This window comes from Bradyrhizobium sp. LA6.8, assembly GCF_040547935.1.
GTDB classification, from domain to species: Bacteria; Pseudomonadota; Alphaproteobacteria; order Rhizobiales; family Xanthobacteraceae; genus Bradyrhizobium; species Bradyrhizobium barranii.
On sequence record NZ_JBEPQQ010000014.1, the window covers coordinates 120,444 to 138,900 of the forward strand.

Here is an 18,457-nt window from a genome sequence, read left to right on the forward strand (position 1 = left end):
AGCACTATAAGTAGATCAATTTCAGTTGAGTGCATGATGAGCACAACCATCAAATTGACCGTCAATGGCAAGGCCGTCACGTTGAAGGTTGATGACCCCAGTATGCCTTTGCTGTACGCATTGCGCGATCAGCTCGGTCTTCACGGTATGCATTTTGGCTGCGGTTTGGCGCAGTGCGGGGCCTGCACGGTGCACTACTATGGCGAGGCGCTGCGCAGCTGCGTCATGCCGGTCTCGGCCGTTGCGGACGCCGAAATCGTGACGCTGGAAGGTCTCGGTACTGTCAAAAACCCACACCCGGTCCAGCAGGCGTTCATCGACGAGCAGGCGGCTCAGTGCGGCTACTGCATCAACGGCATGATCATGCAGGCCGCCGCTTTCCTCGCGACAACCAAACGCCCGACGGAAGAGCAGGTCCGGCAGGCCCTCGCGGGCAATCTCTGCAAATGCGGGACCCACATTCGTATCCTGCGCGCCGTCATGCGTGCTGCGGAGAAAATGGCGTGACAGCGCAGATCACTTACAAGCCGCTTTCGCGCCGGGCTCTTTTGAAAGGTGGCGGCGCACTGGCGGTGACTTTTGCCGTCGCGCCGCGACATATCCACGCGGAGGTAGCGCGTCCTGCCGACAAGAGCGTCGCCGCCGATGAAGTCAACGGTTTCATTGCGATCGACGCGACGGGCGGGGTTACGATCTATTCCGGAAAAGTCGAGCTTGGAACCGGTGCCGTCACCGCGATCGCCCAGATCGCCGCCGAAGAGCTGTGCGTGGCCTTCGATAGCGTGACAATGATCCAGGGCGATACCCAGCTCACGCCCAACCAGGGACCGACCTACGCCAGCTTGACGATACAGAACGGTGGCATGCAGATTCGGCGCGCCGCCGCCACCGCGCGCGAAGCGCTCCTGCAGCGGGCCGCAGACAATCTCAAAGTGCCGAAGAGCACTTTGACGGCCCGCGACGGATCAGTCAGACCGCCCGCCGGCGGCAAGGAGCTTTCGTATGCGCAATTGATTGGCGCAGAAAAGCTTACGATGAAGATCGATTCTAACGCTCCGCTGAAGGACCCGAAAGACTATACGATCGTGGGCACTTCCGTGCCTCGCCTCGACATCCCGGCCAAGATCTTCGGGACCTTCGGCTTCGTCCAGGATTTCAAGCTGCCTGGCATGGTGCATGCGCGCGTTGTCCACCCTGCCGCCGTCGGCGCAACACTCGAAAAATGGAACGACGACGCGTGCCGGAAAATTCCCGGCTATCTACGCGCAGTCCGCAAAGGCAATTTTCTCGCCGTGGTGGCGACTGACGAGTGGGCGGCGATCAGGGCGTCGACCGCGATCGTCGCAACATGGTCCGCCTGGGCCGGTTTGCCCGAGGAATCCAAGCTTTTCGAGTGGGTACGCAACTCCAAGATCAACCGCAACGAAGTTTTGCAGAGCACCGGCAATGCCAACGAGGCACGACTGCCGGGCGGCCGAACGCTGCGGGCCACCTATGACATGACCATGAATACGCATGGATCGATTGGTCCATCTTGCGCGGTAGCGGACTTCAAGGACGGCCTTCTCACGGTCTGGACCCCGACGCAGGCGTGCCATTTGCTCCGACCGCAACTCGCCACCATGCTGCAGCTGCCACCGGCAAGTATTCGCTGCATTTTTATCGAGGGGGCGGGTTGCTATGGCCGGAATGGCGCCGATGATTGCTCCTCCGAGGCAGCGCTGATCGCAACGATGATAGGGCGTCCCGTTCGGCTACAATGGATGCGCGCTGACGAGCACGGCTGGGATCCGAAGTGTCCGCCAGTCCTGCTCGACTACAGCGCCGACATCGACAGCGAAGGCCGGATCACGCGGTGGGAAGCCGACATATTTCTGAACGAACAGCCTATGCAACGATCCGGCGCGACGCTGCTCGCTGCGACGCTCGCAAAGCTCCCGAAGTTCGGCTCAGGTCCTGGAATCTACAACGCGGGACTGGGAATCCCGTACAACCTCGTCAGCAGCAAGTTGACTGCACACTGGCTTCCGGACGAACCGTTACCCGCGGCGTGGATACGCGCGCCGGGCCGCCTGCAAAATACCTTCGCCAACGAGAGCTTCCTCGACGAAATCGCCGCCACCACGGCGAGCGACCCCTTTGAAATCAGAACGCGCTACCTGACCGATCAGCGCGGGCGCGAACTGCTTGAGCGATTGCTAAAGCTCGCGAAGTGGGAGCCGCGCGGCGCGCGCCCGCGCGATGCCGGTCCGCTGGCGCGTGGACGCGGTGTCTCCTATGTGAAGTATGAACTGGTCCGCACCTATGTCGGCGTCGTCGCCGACGTGACGGTCAATCGGACCACGGGCGCAATCAAAGTCGATCGCGTATTTGCCGTGCACGACTGCGGCCAGATCATCAACCCCGACGGGCTACGCAATCAGATCGAGGGGAATATCGTGCAGACGGTCAGCCGTACACTGATTGAGAAGGTGACATTCAGCCGAAGCGCCGTCACCAGCCTCAACTGGGGAAGTTACCCGATCCTGACCTTTCCCGGTGTACCCGATGTCGTCATCGACTTGATTGACCGACCCAATGAAGTCCCTTGGGGCGCAGGTGAACCCACGACGGCCGTCGTGCCTTCGGCAATCGCAAATGCCGTCTTCGACGCTACGGGCGCGCGGCTGCGTTCGATCCCGTTCCGGCCTGCCCAAGTCTTGGCAGCACTGAATCTCACAAAGCCCGGATAGCCGGGAAGGCTCCATGTCGACATCAGACACCGTAATCGAAGGCCACGTCTCGGCTGCCTTTAGGCGGGAAAACGTGGCGTTTCATGGCAACGACGACGAGGTGCTGGCAATAGTGGCCGAGGGCCCTCGCGGCGCAGCGTTGGTCGCCGGGATTTCGGTAGCAATATTGCTGACTATCTGGATCGCTTTCTTCTTCTTCATCTTCGTGCCGCGAGGCAGTGTCGGATGAGTGAACTCTCGCCGAACGTTATCGAACGGTCTGAACGACTGTGGTCCTATGTTGTCGCGGGCGTCGTCGGATTGGTATTCGCGGTGATCATATTCAGCAGCCTGCACCGGGCAAGCCAGCCGCCATCGAACGTTGAAACCATTGATGCCAACCGCCTGCATCTCGCCGGTGAGTTCGTCGAGGAGAATCTCGGCACGGCAGTTCAGCCTGACGGCTCCGTGATCGTGCGCGTCATTGCGCAGCAATACTCGTTCATTCCCTCCTGCATAGTCGTTCCCGCCAAGACCGCTGTCATTTTCCGTGTGACCAGCCCCGACGTCGTGCACGGATTTCTCATCATGGGCACGAACGTGAACAGCATGGTGGTGCCGGGATTCATCGCCGAGATACGGACGCAGTTCGACAACGCGGGAGATCATTTGATGCCGTGTCACGAATATTGCAGCGTCGGTCACGAAGGCATGTGGGCTCACGTCAAAGTTGTCGACCGACCGGAATTTGCCAAGTCCTATGATGGTCAACCGCGAGCGTCCTGTGCAGGGTAGCAATCGACTAGTTCTGGCGCATTTCTGGGCCGCATTTGCCGCTTTCGCCGTCGCGATTCCGCTTGGCGCGTGGCAAATGCTGGTCCGCAGCCCGCTTCATCGATGGGTAGATCCGGAACTGTATTACCGGGCCGTCACAGAGCACGGCACTATGTTCGCGTATGTTTTCCCGACATTGATCGCGATGGGATTCGGGTACGCTATTTGCGCGGTATCGCTCGGCAACCCGATGCGCGGCCTACCGCTTGCGTGGATGTCCCTCGTATTAGTGATCGCCGGGGCTGTGTTGGCCTTTGTGACGGCTGCCGCTGGGAAAGCAACGGTTCTCTACACTTTCTATCCACCAATGTTGGGAAGCCCTTATTACTACCTTGGTATCCTGGTCGCCATTCTTGGTTCCTGGATCTGGATCGGGCTGATGGTCTGGCATTTCAGGCGATGGAAGTTGGATCATCCGGGTCTACCGGTGCCGCTCGCAATGTTCGCCACGACCGCAGGCGCGTTGCTCTGGGGATGGACGTCGCTCGGAGCCGGATCGGAGATCGCGTTTCTCATTTTGCCCAACGCCTTCGGCTGGATGCAAACGATCGATCCCGGACTTGCTCGGCTGCTCTTTTCCTGGACTCTTCACGCTATCGTCTATTTCTGGCTGATACCCACCTACATATCGTTCTATGTTTTGCTGCCGCAGGCCGCCGGCGGTCGCCTGTATAGTGACAAGATGGGTCGCATTGCGTTCTTACAGCTCCTCGTTTTCTCGATGCCGATCGGCATCCATCATTTGTTTGTCGATCCCCAGATCGGTGCGGGCTTTAAGTTTCTTCATGCAGTCTTCACCGGAATGGTGGCGGTGCCAACGTTGCTCACGATCTTCACGATTTGCGCCTCACTCGAAATTGCCGGCCGGCTACGCGGCGGTCGAGGCCCGTTCGGCTGGATCGTCGCCTTGCCGTGGGATCGTCCGTTTGTGCTCGCTTCGGGGTTTTCGATGGTCATGCTGGGACTTGGCGGTGCCAGCGGCATCATCAACATGAGCTACGTACTGAATTCGACGGTACACAACACGCAGTGGGTTACTGGCCACTTCCACCTGATTTATGGTGGAGCAGTCGTTATCATGTACTTCGCCATCGCATACGAACTTTGGCCGCGATTGACCGGTCGACCGCTCGCTGCGCCGAGGCTGGTTCGGCTCCAATTATGGACCTGGTTCGTGGGAATGCTGATCGTCACTCTGCCGTGGCATCTGGTCGGAGTGATGGGGCAGCCCCGTCGCATGGCCTACTACGATTTCGGCAATTCCGCCCTGTCTTCGCAAGGCATCTGGGTCAGCGTATCCGCCATCGGTGGTTTCGTTCTTGTTTTCTCGGCACTGTTGCTGATTGGTGTTCTGCTTGCGTCCCATCGCGGCGGGCTAACGGCTACCATTCCACCTCTTAAGTTTTCGCTCGCGGTTTATCCGCCTCGGTGGCTCCCGCAATCCTTGAACAGCTTCGGGATATGGGCGTTGCTCGTCTTGGCTCTGACCGTCGCAAACTACGGCTACCCGATAGTGCAGTTCGTTTTTCTCAACAGAACTGCCGTACCCGCTTTTCAAGTCTCCACCGAATGACCAGCGGTAACCAACCATCTTCACACGATTCCCGGTTCGCCATATGGATTGGCGCTACGGTGGGACTATTCCTCCTTGCGCTCACCGTTGGTTTTGTCTGGCTTCCCTCCGCCCAACGAGACCCCGAAGGCGTCGATTTGTGGCGTGCTATTTGCCGCGCGGTCGGCCTGCCGAACGGCAATGCGCCGGTATCGCCTTCGATAGCCGGTCAACCTGCTTCGATGGTTGCCTGGACGACCGAAACAAGGCGAAATCTTGCACGGGGAGACTTAATCGCGGGAGCTGGAATCGCCAAGTCCTGTAACAACTGCCACGGCACCGACGGAATAAGCTCAGATGCGATCATTCCAAATCTGGCCGGCCAAAGCGCTACAGCGATCTACAAGCAACTGAAGGATTTCCAGAGCGGCAAGCGCGATGCCGCGGTGATGGGGGTATATGTTTCTGAATTGTCCGAGCAAAACCTGCTCGATCTTGCCGTACACTACGCATCCTTGCCCAATCCGAGCGGCGACATTTCGAACCCACATAACGTTTCCGACACGGTCGTCGGCCGCCTGACTGAGGTGGGTGACCCAATTCGCGGTATAGCGCCTTGCGCTTCCTGCCACGGGCCGCTCGGCTTCATACCTGGCGCCCCGGGGCTTCAACGCCAGCAGCGCGCCTATCTCGAACTGCAGATGCAGTCCTTTAAAGACGGAAATCGGCGCAACGACATCAGTAAGCAGATGCGAAGTGTTGCCAGCCAACTAACTGGTGAGGAGATCATGCTGCTCGCCGCCTACTACTCGAACGTAAACAACGCTGCCAGGAAGTGAGGCTGTCGCGGGTGACCATTTGTAGGAGCACCTATGTCGCGACCCGGCTTACGAGCACGCGCGCGTCGGCTGGATAGGCTTGAACTGCGCCTCCTCTTCCTAACCCATCGCATCGAATGCAGCGCGCACCTGCCCGGAAAATAGCTGGATTGAGCGGACCACGCGTTCCGTTGACAGCAGGCAACAGGCAACAGGCAACAGGGACGAATAGTTCATCGCCTGGCTCACCAAACGGCCTCCGTGAACTTTAGAACTTTTCCCTGTCCCGCCGAAATTGCATAGTCCTTGGAAGCCGAACCGATCGCGATGTTTACCTCTCCTTGTCCTGCTGTCCACGAGGGACGTCATGGAAGCTTTGCTGGGCTTTTCCCTTGGTTTCTGGGACTATGTGACCTTCCTGACTCTGTTTGTTCTCACCGCAGCCGGCCTCGGCCTCGGAGTGTTTGTCTTGGGCCTGCCTGGACGCATCGCGATCGCCCGCAATCATCCCGAGGCTGAGGCGGTTTATCTCATGGGCTGGGTCGGATTTCTTGCGGCGTCCGTGGGTTCAAGCTCTCGCCTGGGCTTTCAGGCCGACCATGGTCATCGACGTTCGCTATCTACCGCATGAACGGAAACTCGAAACTGAGGCGATGATTGAAACGATGACCGGCAACACGCCGCCGGCGATTGCAAAAACGGAAACGCAGCATGGAGAGATGCCGTCATGATGGCCGCTCTTCTCGTTCGCACTTTTGCTGGTTTTGTGTTTTGGCTTGTCTTCTTCAGGCTCAAACTCATCAGGCTAACGCCAGGCTGGGGAGTCATCTTCGGCTTCTTTGTTGTCCATCTGATGCTGGTGTTCCTGATAGGCCTCCGATTCGTAACGCCTTACTCCGTCAATGCGACCGTCGTTCAACGGACGATTCAACTCGTGCCGCGCCTACCCGAGCCCACACTCGTGGAGGCGGTGCTTGTTGATGAAGATGTCCCAGTCAAGAAGGGCCAAACGCTCTTTCAATTCGACCGCCGTCCCTACCAATACAAAGTCGACCAGATCGCTGCTCAGCTCGCTGCGGCCAAGCAAAACGTCGGCGTATTGAAATCGGACGTCGATGCGGCAGCCCAAGGCGCCAAGAAGGCCAAGGTGGAGTTTGAGTACGCGCAGTATCAGAAACGGATATTTGACAAGCTGGCCCAGGTGCAGGCCGTGCGTGAGGAGGACGTCGAGCAGTGGCTGACTCGCGTGAATGCCGCTGAAGCTACCAACGATGCAGCATTGGCTCAGCTCCAGCGGGCCACATTGCAATAGAAATCCGAGATTGACGGGGTCAATACAGCAGTTGCCAACATGGAAGCACAACTTCAGCTGGCCCGGTACTATCTGGACAACACCACTCTGACTGCGCCAGAGGACGGCCGTATGATCAATCTACAGGTTCGCCCTGGAATGGTCGCCGGGATTTACCGCGTCGGCGGGATAGCCGCTTTCATCGCAGATGCGGATCGCTACTTTCTGGCAACATTCTTTCAGGAGAACCTCAAATACGTGAAAGAAGGCCAGACTGTCGACGTTTCGCTCGACCTTTATCCCGGTCAACTCTTTTCTGGAAGAGTGGACACGATCTGGCGCGGCAACGGTATAGGTCAATATTTGCCGAGCGACGACATTCCCAAGTTCCAGCAACCGCCGCCAAACGTTCCCCAGGGACAATATGCCGTAAAGATACAACTGGACCACTCCGATCAAACTGAGTTCACGATCGGTGCCCAGGGTTCAGCCGCAATCTACACTGGGGGAGAATACGGCGCTTGGGCCGTGCTACGCAAACTCTCCATTCGCGCTCATTCCTGGTTCAACTGGCTCTATCCGATCAATTTCTGACAGGGTGCGTATCGTGACCAAATTGTCACCGCCGATGGGCCTTCTATTTTTTGGCATGCTCTTCTCGATTGTGCCGGACGTCGCGATTTCAGCACAAGCGAACGGAACGGCCTCGCATCTTCTGTCGCGGCCGGACTTGGAAGATCTGATTTTGATAACAACTGCGCCGCCTGCCACCCTACGGCATCCGGACAGAATGGCTACGGGCCAGGGCTTTTTGGTGTCATTGGAAGGAGAGGTGGCACAGCAAGCGGATATGCGTATTCGCCCTCCTATGTCGAGGCTGGCGCGAAGGGACTCATATGGTCTGACGTGAACCTTCTCCAATTTCTCGCTGATCCCGCGGCTTTTCTCACACAAAGAACCGGACACCCTGCAATCACGCGAATGATCGGCGGGTTTCCGAATGAAGCGTTACGCAAAAGCATCATTGGGTATTTGAAAACACTGAAATGATCGTACTCGACGCACGGGCGGCCAATGCCTTGCTGTTCATTTTCTGCTCTCTGACGGTCTACGCCGGGCTCGTTCCTGATGTCCGCGCACCGATTTTGACGGCCGCGATTGTCAAGAAGTGCTTCGTTTTCGTATTGCTTTTTTTGGGCCGTTGCGCACGGTCAATCCCGCGGCCGTCGCAACAATGGTTGGCATACTTTCGGTTCTACTCGCGACGCATCTTGCTGGGCTATCGGCGTTTTTGTGCACGTCTCAATCAAGGACATCCGTTCACGGGTTGCAAAGGACCCCAGCCATGCACAAGATCCAGTTCCTGCTAAAATTCACGTTCCTTCTCCTCACGCTCGTGCCCGCTGTCGCAGCGGAAAAGTTCGAGTGCACCAACCCTTTTTCACCCAGTTCTCCCGCCACACTTGAGCAAGTCACAGGTCTTCTTCCCAATGCCAACGCAATGGTCGACGTCGGCTTGCTCAACACTGCAATCAGCACCCTGCGACGGGACGGCCTGTCAAAAGTGCTTATTATAGACCATTTCATCGGCGCCTACTGCACGATGATCGCTGGCGAGGCAGGACTGACAGACTCGGAAAAGACTTCGCTTGTTCAGCGTTTCTCCGGTCAAGCTACGAGGCTGGTATATAGCCTCGAAAGCGGCCTCGACATAATCATCAATGTGCCACTCACGCCTGCTGTCGTCGACGCGGTCAACATCATCGCAAAACGCCAAGGCCTTTCAGGTCCTGCCTGGATCGAGATGACGATGGACAACGCGCTCCAACAGCAGAGGACCGCACGGCGTCAATAGAGCTCCCGGCGGAGCGACGGTTTTGAAGCGCGCCAAGTCGAACCGTGCTGCGCGAATTCCACTGCCCTGCCTGACCTATTTCGCCTGCACCCATATATTCATTTGCAGGCATGTTTGCAGGCTAACATAACTCGGCGCTCCGCCGACGCTCTCCTGCGGTATGCACTCTGCCTTGCTAGAGGCGGAAAATTTTGACCATTGGTTTCCAAGCATCTTCCGCGCCCTGTTTTCATCGCTGACGCAAGCCTTGATCGACTGATTGTTGCTAAGTCCAGTCGTTGCAGCCACGTCGAGTTTGCAGCTTTGGGTAACGTCGAATACCGGAACGCCATCGGCGACTGCGACGACCAGTTGCGAACTTAGAGCGATCATTGCGATCGTAAAGGGCATCCTCGTACTCCCTGGCTTGTTCAGCCAAGACATGCCGCAAGTGCATGTCCGGCTAGTTCATTCACTCGAAGGAGCCTCTCTTGTCTATGCATAATCCGACCCGATGGCCGCGACGCACGCTACTGCGGGGTTCGGTCAGGACTTTCTCACGGCGGTTGCCGATTTTGCATAGCATAATCGAACAGGAACGACGATTCTTCGGAGCTGAGCAGCTGCAACGATTGCGACGGGACGGCAGTTTTGCCGGACCAATCTGCTCGGCGGATGGAGCGTGCGAATGACGCGTCTGGTGCTTGGGCTACTTCGACCCTACCGCGGTTGGCTCGCGGTCGTCTTTGCCGCGATGCTGGCGGAGATCGTCGCGAGCCTCGCAGCACCCTGGCCGCTAAAGCTCGTCCTTGACGACGCGCTCGGAAAGCACCACCTGCCTGAGTGGCTGGCTTGGGCGCATAATTACGGCTTTGGACGCCATACCCTCGGCGTTGCGCTGTTTGCGGGCGTCGCCACCCTGGTCATTGCGGTTATCGGCGCGGTCGCGACCTATATTGACAATTACTACACGACAAGTGTCGGGCAATGGGTCGCCAACGATCTGCGAATTCGTATTTACGAGCATCTTCATCGGCTTTCATTGCGATTCTACGATACGGCGAAGACCGGCGCGCTGATGTCGACCATCACCAGCGACGTTGCAACGATTCAGAGTTTTGCGTCATCATCAACGCTGAGTATCATTGTGGACATAATCACCATCGTGTTCATGATCGGCCTGATGTTCTGGCTCGATTGGGATTTCACCTTGATAGCACTCGCCATCACGCCCTTTCTGCTGATGGCAGTCGTCCATTTCAAAAAGGCCGTCAAGGAGGTCACGCGAGCTGTTCGAGCCAGGCAGAGTGAAGTCGTCGCTGTTGTTCAGGAGGGACTGGGATCGGTTCGAGCCGTCAAGGCCTTCGGACGCCAGGACCTGGAAGTCGCCAATCTTGAAGCAGCGAGCCACGCCACAGTCGAAGCCGCCCTCAAGGCCCGGCAAATCAAGTCGATGCTGTCACCCATGGTCGCCATCGTGGTCGCGATCTGCACGGCCATCGTGCTGTGGAGGGGGACGTCTCTGATCGTCGCGGGCACGATGACAGCTGGCGCTCTGACGGTCTATCTTGCCTATCTCGCGAAGTTCTTTAAGCCGGTCAAGGATCTCGCAAGCATGACCAGCGCAATTGCACAGACGACGGTCGCACTCGAGCGTATCCAAACGATACTATCAGCAGATGAAATCATTCGTGAGGTCCCGAATGCGGTCAATCCAGGCCGCGTCAAGGGCGCGATCACATTCGAGCATATCGCATTTGGTTACGACGACGAGACACAGGTTTTGCGCGATGTTTCGTTCACGATCGAGGCCGGCCAGGTCGTAGGCATCGTCGGTCCGACCGGTTCCGGCAAATCGACGGTGCTGAGCCTGGTCCCGCGCTTTTACGATCCCAACAGTGGGCGCATTTTGATCGATGGCGTCGACGTGGCAACCTTAAAGCTCGACGCGTTGCGCACTCAGGTTGGCTTCGTATTGCAGGAAACCGTGCTTTTCCGCGGGTCGATCCGGGAAAACATCGCTTATGGACGGCCCGGGGCAACCGATGAAGAAGTCATCACCGCTGCGAAAGTTGCCAACGCGGACGAATTCATCGGCCGCATGCCCCACGGATACGACACGTTTGTGGGAGAGCGCGGTGACACGCTTTCGGGCGGGCAGCGACAACGCATTGGCATAGCGCGCGCGGTCATTCGCAACAGTCCGATCATGATTCTGGACGAACCAACCGCGGCGCTTGATACCGAGTCAGAGCGCCTCGTTATCGAAGGTCTGCGACAATTGATGAAGGGCCGCACCGTCATCATGATCGCACATCGCCTGAGCACTATAAGCGAGGCGGACAAGATTGTCGTTCTCAAAGACGGTGTAGTCGCGGAAGAGGGTTCGCACAGCGAGCTACTTGCTCGTGATGGCGTTTACGCCGAGCTCCATCGCATCCAGTATGAATCGATGAAAGCTTCGCCCGCCCATGCAGCCTAGCACTGTGCATTCTTGACCTCGTCCAGGAGCAACATAATGTCGCATACGCTTATTGTTCTTCCGGACGATACGGTGGACGCCATTCTGCAGCCGATCAATGCCGCGAAGCGCTCGCTGAACATCAGGATGTTCCTGTTCACGGAGCCGACACTGCTCCGTGCGGTGATCGCAGCCAAGCAACGTGGAGTCAAAGTTCGGGTGATGCTCAATCCGGCACGCCGAAACGGCAAAAGCGAAAATGAAGCGGCCCGAAAAGCGCTTCTCGCCGCCGGCATTGAGGTGCGCGATAGCAGCGCCGCGTTTGCTCTCACTCATCAGAAGTCGATGGTCATCGATGACAAGATCGGCTTTGTGGAATCGCTCAATTGGGAACCGCGCGATCTGACGGAAACCCGTGACTACGCAGTGACCACGACTAAAAAGAGAGAAGTCCAGGAAATGATACTATGCTTCGACGCCGACTGGGCTCGAAAAACGTTCAAACCTGACCCGAAATCACATCTGATTTGGTGTCCCAATAACGGTCGCGAGCGGATCGCGACCATCATTGACGAAGCGAAGAAGTCACTCTGGCTTCAAAATGAACGCTATCAGGATACAGTCATCGTCGAAAGACTGGTTCGTGCAGTAAACCGCGGCGTTCGGGTCCGGATCATGGCGCGAGCACCGCATAAGCTGTCGGGGAAGAAGCTCGCTGAAGGCATCGGTGGATTGCGCATCATGCACGACGTTGGTGCAACGGTTCATTTGTTAAGGCACCTCAAATTGCACGGCAAGATTCTGATCGCGGATGGAAAACAAGCGATAGTCGGGTCGATTAACCTTAGTCCGGGCAGTTTCGACTCAAGACGCGAGCTCGCGATTGAAACCAAGTCGAAGCGAGTATTGAAGCGTCTCGTGGAGGTTTCACGCCGTGACTGGAAGAATTCGCGGACGCTCGATTTGTCCGACGCGGGAGTATTAGCCGACCTGGAGAAGCATGGCAGCAAGGATGCTGACGTTTTGGTTCTGGGTCACCCCAAGCAAGACAGGGCTTGAACGACGGAGAGGACAATTGGTCCCTTCCTGCCGAAATTGCTTAGCATCTCACTAGACGTCTGCTTTCTTTTTCGAGTTTGAAGTGCGCAAATCCTTTGGCGAGGCTGCTCATATTCCGCGTGAATTGGCTTAAGCTACGGAAAGCTCCCACTCGCGACTTACCGAAGGAGCCTATCAGAAAGGAAACGCCTCATGTCTAACTACGATCCGAACGTAGCCGCGCCCGGCTTCTCCGCAAACGGCGTCGCGGCGATAGACGTTGGTCTTCGCGCTTTCATGTTACGTGTATACAACTACATGGCCGTCGGCGTCGGCCTGACCGGCGCGACCGCATTTTTGACTTATCAGTTCACCGGCCCCGAATTGCTTCAGAGCCCGCTGATGTGGGTTTTCATGCTGGCGCCGCTGGGACTGGTGTTCTTTATCAGTGCCCGGATCAACACGTTGTCGGCGCAAGCTGCGCGAGGATTTTTCTTCCTTTACGCGGCCCTTGTCGGGATTTCATTGTCGACGATCTTCCACATCTACACGGAGTCCTCGATCACACGGGTCTTCTTTATTACGGCGGCGGCCTTCGGCGCGCTCAGCATCTGGGGTTACTCTACAAAGCGAAACCTGTCGGGATTTGGCACTTTCCTGATCATGGGCCTGATCGGCATCATCATAGCAAGCCTGGTTAATCTATTGTTGAGATCGAGCGGGCTGGACTGGATGATTTCCATTATCGGCGTTGGTGTCTTTGCAGGCCTCACGGCCTACGATACCCAGCGAATTGGGGGGATGTACGATCGCAGCGATGACGGCACTTCGGAAGGCCGCAAGGCCGTGATGGGCGCGCTGTCGCTCTATCTCAACTTCATCAACTTGTTCATGATGATGCTGCGCCTGATGGGCGGTCGACGCTAGAGTAACGAATAATTCTCGGGGACGAAACTGCGGCTACTATTGGTGCCAGATTGCGTCGTCCGACGGTTTGGTCTGCGAAACACTCACGATGTCAGCGAGGCGGTGGACGGAATAGTACCGTATAGTCGACGATGAACTGAACTTCCGGTTGGGTATTCCGCACGTTGCCTTGCTGCCAGACATTTGCGTATTGCGCCTTAAGACGAAAGCCCTTCAGGAGGCCTTCCGTGGGACGATACTGTATCCAAAGATCCAACTCGCTTCGATCAGGTATTCCTGCGTTGGTGACAATGTCGATGGCGCCCCAACCACGCGTATACCACACTCCGGCGCTAAGCCCGGAAAGAGCCATCGTATCGAACGCGTAAGCAATGCTTCCGCCAATGGCCTTTTCGTTCGCGTTAGTGAACAGCAATTGCTGCATCGCGGTGTAATTTGGATTTGCACCGAACGGCGCATAAAGACTAGATCCCGGACCAGTCATCGACCCGACGACGGGTAACGTCAGAGCTGGCTCCGCAAATTTGAACAGGAGGATAAGTGGAGTTTCTGCCTGACGGCGGCGATAATCGCCGCGAACAGGAGAGACCATGAGCAGACGACCGCGCCGGAACCACACGCCGGCTTTCAAGGCCAAGGTGGCACTCGCCGCCGTGAAGGGCGACCGAACGATAGCTCAACTGGCCGAGCAGTTTGACGTCCATCCCAATCAGATTACGGCGTGGAAGGCCCAGCTCGAGGGCGGAGCTTCGGAGGTTTTCGGATCTGGAAGTGTGACGCCCGCCGCGCCGGCCGTGGACGTAAAGTCGCTGCACGCAAAGATCGGCGAGCTGACGCTGGAGAACGATTCCTAAGAAACGGCACCAGCTCCCGGTTCCAAGGGCTGCAGAACAAAGCCGAATATCTTGGCACGTCGGTGCAAATTGTTGATCACTCGCGTACGGTAGCGTGTCTCGTAGGACGAGGCGCCGGGATCGACGTAGTCCATTCCGTGACGGACAGCGTTGTAGAACAGGACTGCGATCTTGCGGGCCGTCGCGGTGACTGCCTTGGCCTTGCCGATGCGGGACGACAGTCTTCTATAGAAGGCGCCGAGCGCGGTGTCGGTGCGTCCTACGGTTACGGCAGCAAGGCGCATAAGAGCCGCGGCCCGACCACCGGACCGGCGCGTTCGTGACGAGAGCATTTTGCCCCCGGAGACCTTATTGCTCGGCGCCAACCCCAGCCAGGAGGTAAAATGCTTTGCACTTGGCCATGAGGTAAGGTCGTCGCCGCATTCTGCGATCAGCTTCAGCGAGAGGTAAGGACCGAGGCCGTCGATGGTGGTGACGTCCTTTCCGAGCAGCCCAAACAACGACGCGCGGACGTCGAACGCCAGAGCGTTCGCTTGATCGGTTCTGTTCCGACGCCGCGAGACCGGCGGCGCTGATCCATGATCATGACCCCTATGGATAATGAGTTCCTTCAACACAGTCTCGATTCGGACGTCGCAGGCAGATGCTTTCTCATGGTAAGCGTCGTAAAGCGCGAGTGCCTGATCGAGCGCAAACAGATGCTCCGCGCGGTAGCTTCCGGTGAGCGCCTTCGCAATAGTCTCGACACTGGAGTGGCAACTGTAATGGCGCAAACACGCCAGCGCCTCTGGATCGCGCTCGCCGGCAAGGATCGCGCGAATGATGCGCAGGCCAGTCGTGCCCGTGATGTCGGCCACAACGTGGTGGAGTTGAAGATTCATCTCGGTCAGTGCTTTTTGCATATGCTGGATGTGTGAGGCGGCGTATTCCAGCAGACGCTCACGCTGACGCACGTAGGCTCGCAGCTCCGCAATTTGCCCTTTGGGCCGAAAGCTCGCCCGCAGCAGTCCGAACGAATGGAGCCGCTGCAGCCACTGGGCATCGCTGACATCGGTCTTGCGCCCGGGCACATGCTTGGCATCGCGCGCGTTGACAAGAAACACGGCAAATCCTCGTGCATCGAGAAGCTCAAAGATCGGAATCCAATAGACGCTGGTTGACTCCATGACGACGGTCTCGACGCCGCATTCCACAAACCACTTTACTAGTTGATCGAGATCGGCCGTGAAGGTGCCAAAACTGCGTACTGGCTCGAGTACGCGATCCGCTCCTACGGCAGCCATGTGCATAGTCGCACCAACATCGATGGCAGCCGCGTTCGGGTGCACCATGGGCATGGTACGGTCGACCTTGGACTTCGACTTCTTGCGGTTCATCTCCAATCCTCCTGCTGACAGGGCGGAAGGGCTGAGTTGCGCAATTAATCAGATTCCTAAACGGGATCGCCTATGCGGCGTCACCACTCTCAAGTCCGCAACAGCTCATGGACCAGGTTTTTTGACGGGGTTAAATGCCACCAAAATCGTATCGGCCGCTCCCTTCCGAACGCAGTCTATCACTAACCCGTTTCTATCCCACAGGGGGCGTGCAGCGCCGAGATCAGTTTTTTAGAAAGCGCGCTCACCAAGGCGGGATTGCTGAGCGCAAAACGATGATCGACCGCGAGCACGATTTGTCGATCACGAAGCAAGCGGAAGTGTTGCAGATCAGCCGTGGCAGCGTCTATTACCTGCCGCGCCCGGTGTCGGACGCCGATCTCACGGTCATGCGGCGTCTCGATCGGCTGCATCTGGAGTTTCCTTTCGCCGGTTCGCGGATGTTGAGAGGCCTGCTGGCTGCCGAGGGGTGCAAGATCGGCCGCCGGCATGTCAAAACGCTGATGCGGCGGATGGGGATAGAGGCGCTCTATCGCCGTCCTCGGACCACGAAGCCGGAGCCCGGCCACAAGATCTATCCTTACCTGCTGCGCGGCATGGAGATCACGCGTCCGAACCAGGTCTGGGCGATGGACATCACTTACATCCCGATGGCGCGCGGCTTCGTGTATCTCGCTGTCGTGCTCGATTGGGCTACCCGACGTGTCTTGTCGTGGCGGTTGTCGATCACGATGGAAGCGGCCTTCTGCGTCGAGACCCTGGAGGATGCCCTGGCGCGGCACGGCCGGCCTGACGTCTTCAATACCGACCAGGGTTCGCAGTTCACCGGTGCGACCTTCATCGCCGTGCTCGCCGGCAACGGCATCGCCATCAGCATGGACGGCAAAGGGGCTTGGCGGGACAACGTGTTCGTCGAGCGGTTGTGGCGCAGCGTCAAGTACGAGGAGGTGTATCTGCGGGCCTACGAGACCGTCAGCGAGGCGCGCGACTCGATCGGCCGTCCCCATTCGAGCCTTGACGGCAGCACACCGGATCAAGCCTACTTCACCCCGCTGCCAATCCGCTTGGCAGCCTAACCCCGGCAGAAGCTCCACTTATCAACGCGGAGATTCTGTTCAGACAACCGGGACCAGCTCTCGTCCATCCGGCGTAAAGAATCTGCGCCTTTGTGGAGGCTTGAAAGGTCTCGAAGGAAACTCCTGTGAGCAGGTTGGCTCCAACGCTTCGTTGATCGATGACCTTCGCGCCGATGATCCCATTTGGAACCCCCTTCGGTTGCCTGAAATCGTAGTCGACCTGCGCGAAGCCTGTGTTGACGAAGTCTTGGACGTTGTAGTCCATGGCGGCAAGCGAGAGACCGAACCGGCCGGTATCTGATCATCCCGAAGACCGCACCATGGTTCGCAACATCGCTCCTGCCGGCGACAACATCCGACAGCGGAATGAAGGTGTTCCAGTCTCTTTGTTTCATATTCCAGAGATAACCGACCGAGTAATCGTAGTTACGATCTCTGTCCGGCAGGGAGACCAGAGTGGCGGCTTCAAACGTGTTGGGCACCATTCGGTTGTTTTGCGGATTGATGAGAGGCGTGTCCACCAATTGGCGGCCGCCTCGAACTTCCTGGTCTCCGATCTGTACGCGCCCATATCTGGCCAAGCACGGCTATCGAGTTTTGAACGGGTGCCAATAGTTTGGTGCCACCTTCATCGGAAGGAGCAAAAATCGGTTGCGAAGTATAGACGGCTGCGTGCACTCCGAACACGTCACCGATAAGCCCGGATCGAAATGCCAACCAGCCACCGGCAGTCCAAGCCTGCGACTTCGATCCATTGAAATTGTCGCGCGTAAATTCGAAGCTTCTCAGCACATATTGCAAAAATGAATCACGAACAATCGCCGGGGTTTCGGTCGAGTACTGCAGCCAGTAAATCTCATTCATGTAAAGCTGGGCGGAATTTTCCTCACAGTCCAGGTGAAGCGATCCTGGTCTGCAAGTTCAATGTGCGAGTCTGGCAGCAGTTGCTGCGCCTCTGGAGAAGTTGCTGCGCCTGTGATTGTGTGACCATCCCAGTCGATGGGACGCAAAGTGCAAGCCAGCCGACAGCGAGAAGTCCGGTGCAAGCGCGACTTCGGCGAAGATACCCATTTGAGCCGATTTGCCGCAAGTAGCCTCCTGGAGACCCGAGCACTGCGACGAGATGGCCGAAACCTATGTAATCAACTAACTAGCGACAAATCGATCAAATCACAGACGAATTGAAGCCGGCCGTCAAATCCGCCATACAACCGCGCTGGCACTGCCGTTTTGCCAGCACCTCAGGACGCCCGCGAAACGTTCGCACTCATACAGAGACGCCCTGACAAACATTGCTCATCACGCCCGGACGCGCTTCTTATCTCATTTAAACCCACTCATAAGCCGCTCTTCCTTGAGCATCACACCTATGGCATCGATAATTCGAACTTCGGGATGGGCCTTGCAGTACACGATAACTTCGTGTTCGAGTTCCTTCGAACGAGCGATATTGAAATAGTGCTTTTTTGCAAGCCCATTGTACCAGCCACTGTACCAGGTTGTGAGCCTGTCGGCATCCCCCTGCCAAGTTCCCGCAAGGGCAGCGCAGGTCAACGCTTGGACATCAATGTAGCCGTTGGCGTCCGCGAACGCAGTGAGATCTGTTTGCGCCCGAACGCCCGCACTCGCCGCAGCCAGTACTGTCGTCGCGACCAATAGCACTTTCCACATGCTGTCACCCCTGC

At 57.4% G+C, this 18,457-nt stretch carries 18 protein-coding genes and 2 pseudogenes; 15 read left to right on the forward strand and 5 right to left on the reverse strand.

Going from position 1 to position 18,457, the window contains the following annotated elements:
* The first annotated feature begins 36 nt into the window (after positions 1 to 36).
* The 10 genes from ABIA90_RS42025 to ABIA90_RS42070 all read left to right on the forward strand — a co-directional run bounded on the left by ABIA90_RS42025 (position 37) and on the right by ABIA90_RS42070 (position 9,061).
* On the forward strand, positions 37 to 507 hold the full coding sequence (locus ABIA90_RS42025; protein ID WP_354116505.1) for a (2Fe-2S)-binding protein: 471 nt from the start codon (positions 37 to 39) through the stop codon (positions 505 to 507).
* On the forward strand, positions 504 to 2,732 hold the full coding sequence (locus ABIA90_RS42030; protein WP_354116504.1) for a xanthine dehydrogenase family protein molybdopterin-binding subunit: 2,229 nt from the start codon (positions 504 to 506) through the stop codon (positions 2,730 to 2,732). The genes ABIA90_RS42025 and ABIA90_RS42030 overlap by 4 nt, the downstream gene beginning before the upstream one ends.
* 13 nt (positions 2,733 to 2,745) lie before the next feature.
* Positions 2,746 to 2,961 (forward strand): hypothetical protein, encoded by a 216-nt coding sequence (locus ABIA90_RS42035; RefSeq protein ID WP_354116503.1) that lies wholly within the window; start codon positions 2,746 to 2,748, stop codon positions 2,959 to 2,961.
* Positions 2,958 to 3,506 carry a cupredoxin domain-containing protein gene (locus ABIA90_RS42040; protein ID WP_354116502.1) on the forward strand — a complete coding sequence of 183 codons (549 nt, stop codon included), beginning with the start codon at positions 2,958 to 2,960 and terminating at the stop codon, positions 3,504 to 3,506. Before ABIA90_RS42035 ends, ABIA90_RS42040 begins: the two co-directional genes overlap by 4 nt.
* Positions 3,472 to 5,118, forward strand: a complete 1,647-nt coding sequence (locus ABIA90_RS42045) for a cbb3-type cytochrome c oxidase subunit I (RefSeq protein WP_354121713.1) — start codon at positions 3,472 to 3,474, stop codon at positions 5,116 to 5,118. The genes ABIA90_RS42040 and ABIA90_RS42045 overlap by 35 nt, the downstream gene beginning before the upstream one ends.
* Positions 5,119 to 5,177: 59 nt before the next feature.
* Positions 5,178 to 5,936, forward strand: a complete 759-nt coding sequence (locus ABIA90_RS42050) for a c-type cytochrome (protein WP_354116500.1) — start codon at positions 5,178 to 5,180, stop codon at positions 5,934 to 5,936.
* 346 nt (positions 5,937 to 6,282) lie between these two features.
* Positions 6,283 to 6,546 carry a DUF3302 domain-containing protein gene (locus ABIA90_RS42055; RefSeq protein ID WP_354116499.1) on the forward strand — a complete coding sequence of 88 codons (264 nt, stop codon included), beginning with the start codon at positions 6,283 to 6,285 and terminating at the stop codon, positions 6,544 to 6,546.
* Positions 6,547 to 6,642: 96 nt separating this feature from the next.
* Positions 6,643 to 7,227 carry an HlyD family secretion protein gene (locus ABIA90_RS42060; RefSeq protein ID WP_354116498.1) on the forward strand — a complete coding sequence of 195 codons (585 nt, stop codon included), beginning with the start codon at positions 6,643 to 6,645 and terminating at the stop codon, positions 7,225 to 7,227.
* A 39-nt stretch (positions 7,228 to 7,266) separates the two neighbouring features.
* Positions 7,267 to 7,800 (forward strand): HlyD family secretion protein, encoded by a 534-nt coding sequence (locus ABIA90_RS42065; protein ID WP_354121714.1) that lies wholly within the window; start codon positions 7,267 to 7,269, stop codon positions 7,798 to 7,800.
* 751 nt (positions 7,801 to 8,551) lie between these two features.
* On the forward strand, positions 8,552 to 9,061 hold the full coding sequence (locus ABIA90_RS42070; RefSeq protein WP_354121715.1) for a hypothetical protein: 510 nt from the start codon (positions 8,552 to 8,554) through the stop codon (positions 9,059 to 9,061).
* Positions 9,062 to 9,136: 75 nt separating this feature from the next.
* Here ABIA90_RS42070 and ABIA90_RS42075 read toward each other — a convergent pair whose 3' ends face one another.
* On the reverse strand, positions 9,137 to 9,451 hold the full coding sequence (locus ABIA90_RS42075) for a hypothetical protein (RefSeq protein WP_354116494.1): 315 nt from the start codon (positions 9,449 to 9,451) through the stop codon (positions 9,137 to 9,139).
* Positions 9,452 to 9,728: 277 nt separating this feature from the next.
* Here ABIA90_RS42075 and ABIA90_RS42080 point away from each other — a divergent pair, with 277 nt between their 5' ends.
* The 3 genes from ABIA90_RS42080 (at position 9,729) to ABIA90_RS42090 (ending at position 13,466) form a co-directional block, all read left to right on the forward strand.
* Positions 9,729 to 11,522, forward strand: a complete 1,794-nt coding sequence (locus ABIA90_RS42080) for an ABC transporter ATP-binding protein (RefSeq protein WP_354116493.1) — start codon at positions 9,729 to 9,731, stop codon at positions 11,520 to 11,522.
* Between the two features lie 36 nt (positions 11,523 to 11,558).
* A complete protein-coding gene (locus ABIA90_RS42085) occupies positions 11,559 to 12,560 on the forward strand; it encodes a phospholipase D-like domain-containing protein (protein WP_354116492.1) in 1,002 nt (333 codons plus the stop codon).
* A gap of 192 nt (positions 12,561 to 12,752) precedes the next feature.
* Complete coding sequence (locus tag ABIA90_RS42090; RefSeq protein WP_354116491.1) at positions 12,753 to 13,466, forward strand: Bax inhibitor-1/YccA family protein; 714 nt, start codon at positions 12,753 to 12,755, stop codon at positions 13,464 to 13,466.
* Between the two features lie 91 nt (positions 13,467 to 13,557).
* Here the strand turns inward: ABIA90_RS42090 and ABIA90_RS42095 are convergent, their stop codons facing one another.
* Entirely contained in the window at positions 13,558 to 14,058 is a 501-nt protein-coding gene (locus ABIA90_RS42095) for an OprD family outer membrane porin (RefSeq protein WP_354116490.1), read from the reverse strand.
* On the opposite strand from ABIA90_RS42095, the pseudogene ABIA90_RS42100 reads away from it, so the two are divergent.
* Positions 14,057 to 14,314 (forward strand): annotated as a pseudogene (locus tag ABIA90_RS42100) (transposase); the annotation flags it as partial. The gene ABIA90_RS42095 and the pseudogene ABIA90_RS42100 sit on opposite strands and share 2 nt — an antisense overlap.
* Before the next feature lie 2 nt (positions 14,315 to 14,316).
* Here ABIA90_RS42100 and ABIA90_RS42105 read toward each other — a convergent pair.
* On the reverse strand, positions 14,317 to 15,696 hold the full coding sequence (locus ABIA90_RS42105) for an IS110 family RNA-guided transposase (RefSeq protein WP_354116489.1): 1,380 nt from the start codon (positions 15,694 to 15,696) through the stop codon (positions 14,317 to 14,319).
* A gap of 203 nt (positions 15,697 to 15,899) precedes the next feature.
* Here ABIA90_RS42105 and ABIA90_RS42110 point away from each other — a divergent pair.
* A pseudogene (locus tag ABIA90_RS42110) lies at positions 15,900 to 16,772 on the forward strand (IS3 family transposase); the annotation flags it as partial.
* Positions 16,773 to 17,237: 465 nt separating this feature from the next.
* Here ABIA90_RS42110 and ABIA90_RS42115 read toward each other — a convergent pair.
* Positions 17,238 to 17,636: a hypothetical protein gene (locus tag ABIA90_RS42115; protein WP_354116488.1), complete on the reverse strand. Its 399-nt coding sequence runs from the start codon at positions 17,634 to 17,636 to the stop codon at positions 17,238 to 17,240.
* Positions 17,637 to 18,095: 459 nt separating this feature from the next.
* The gene (locus ABIA90_RS42120; protein WP_354116487.1) at positions 18,096 to 18,443 is read right to left on the reverse strand and encodes an HdeA/HdeB family chaperone; all 348 of its coding nucleotides are present in this window, start codon (positions 18,441 to 18,443) and stop codon (positions 18,096 to 18,098) included.
* Positions 18,444 to 18,457 lie beyond the last annotated feature (14 nt).